Source organism: Vibrio sp. McD22-P3, from assembly GCF_021568915.1.
Classification (GTDB): domain Bacteria; phylum Pseudomonadota; class Gammaproteobacteria; order Enterobacterales; family Vibrionaceae; genus Vibrio; species Vibrio mediterranei.
Map to the genome: position 1 here is coordinate 1 of NZ_JAKGTN010000062.1, position 1,403 is coordinate 1,403.

General features: G+C 39.1%; 2 protein-coding genes. Both read right to left on the reverse strand.

Annotated elements, in window-relative coordinates; translation table 11 throughout:
- Positions 1-104: 104 nt before the first annotated feature.
- Positions 105-695, reverse strand: coding sequence for a putative adenosine monophosphate-protein transferase Fic (locus L2W36_RS27230; protein WP_236112069.1), 591 nt, complete (start codon positions 693-695; stop codon positions 105-107).
- A gap of 3 nt (positions 696-698) precedes the next feature.
- On the reverse strand, positions 699-1,157 hold the full coding sequence (locus L2W36_RS27235; protein WP_086610662.1) for a YhfG family protein: 459 nt from the start codon (positions 1,155-1,157) through the stop codon (positions 699-701).
- Between the last annotated feature and the right edge of the window lie 246 nt (positions 1,158-1,403).

The window sequence follows — 1,403 nt, forward strand, 5'->3', positions numbered from 1 at the left end:
CAAGATGGTTGTAATACTGAATTCAATGTTACGAGATGGCGTCATGTGGGATGAAAATATAGCCAAAATTTAGCTATTGACGCCATAGTCGTTTGTTATGCGGATTATTGCGGCTGGGTAACTATTCGCTTAAAAATCTGCTCCATCGGACCATAATTTACGTCTACACCGTCGATGTTTGCTTGAACCCACTCTGACTTCTCAACATCATTCCAATCGAGATCGTAACCTGCCGATAAAGCAAGATGTTCAAATAACAATCGCTGAACTCGACCATTACCTTCGCGGAACGGATGAATCATATTAAACTCGATGTAGTACTCCGCTAACTTTTCACAGAACTTGTCTTTTCCTAGCCCTTTTAACCAATTGTCCTTTTCTAGTTGCGTAAACAATTTAGCGGATTCCGCTTCAATTCGTCCACATGTGCAAAAGCGTGTTCCACCTTTTGAAATATCTACAGTACGAACATCTCCAGCCCAATCGTAAAGTTCAGAAAAGAGCCCGCAATGCAATTTACTCATATAGCTCAAGTCATAAGGTGGTGGGCTGAATGTTATGCTTTGAACAGTATGCGCTGTAATTTCTCTCTCAGCACTCTCCAGTTCGTCCAAGCTTGTGATATTTAATTTATTCTTCAGTGTCGCTGAATTTCCGTAGCAATAGTGATCATTAGCAGCATCATACTTATCCATAAATTACCTTTTATATTTGGCTAGAATACTGTCAAGTGACGTCGTTTTTTCTGGGTAGTCAACAACTATACCTTCAAGCTTTGAGCTATCTCGAAATTTTTTGAGCTTTGTTTTTTCATAATATGCATACGGATCAAAGCTTTCCGATTTAAATAACTGAATTAAAGCAGCAACTTTCGTCTTTAAAGTCTTCCAGCCTCTCGCTTTAACGTTGATCCCAAGATGCTTTGAAAGATAAGTTTTGGCTTCTGAGAATTTTTTTCCTTCATAGATTGCTGACTCTTTCTCTAATAAGGAAACAGCACTTTTAAGAAATACAATTTTCTCATAAAGTGAATTCCAACCTTTAACACCAAGCTTACTCCCGATCTTGGCTTCAATGGCATTTTTGAGTTCACGATATGTGCCCAGAGACTTTAAATCTTCAACATCATGAACGTTGACAATTGCATTTACTTGCATATTAAATAACCAACACATTTTATACCCGTTATTCGTCCGATTATACCTCATTTGGTAGCACTTGTGAGATACAATACGCATAACGCCGCATTAAGGTGTGAGCGACGCTTGGCTATACTTGAGCGAAGCGAAAGCGCCATGCTTTGCGAATCACTCTTAAATGCTTTGTATGGATAATAAGCACTCCAATCGGGTAATGTGAGACCCAGGCTTTAGCTGCAACTAAAGCTTTCTATGTAGCAGTTC

Coding starts and splice junctions, on each gene's coding strand:
- L2W36_RS27235 (WP_086610662.1), bottom strand. CDS start 1,157: ATGCAAGTAAATGCAATTGTCAACGTTCATGATGTTGAAGATTTAAAG.
- L2W36_RS27230 (WP_236112069.1), bottom strand. CDS start 695: ATGGATAAGTATGATGCTGCTAATGATCACTATTGCTACGGAAATTCA.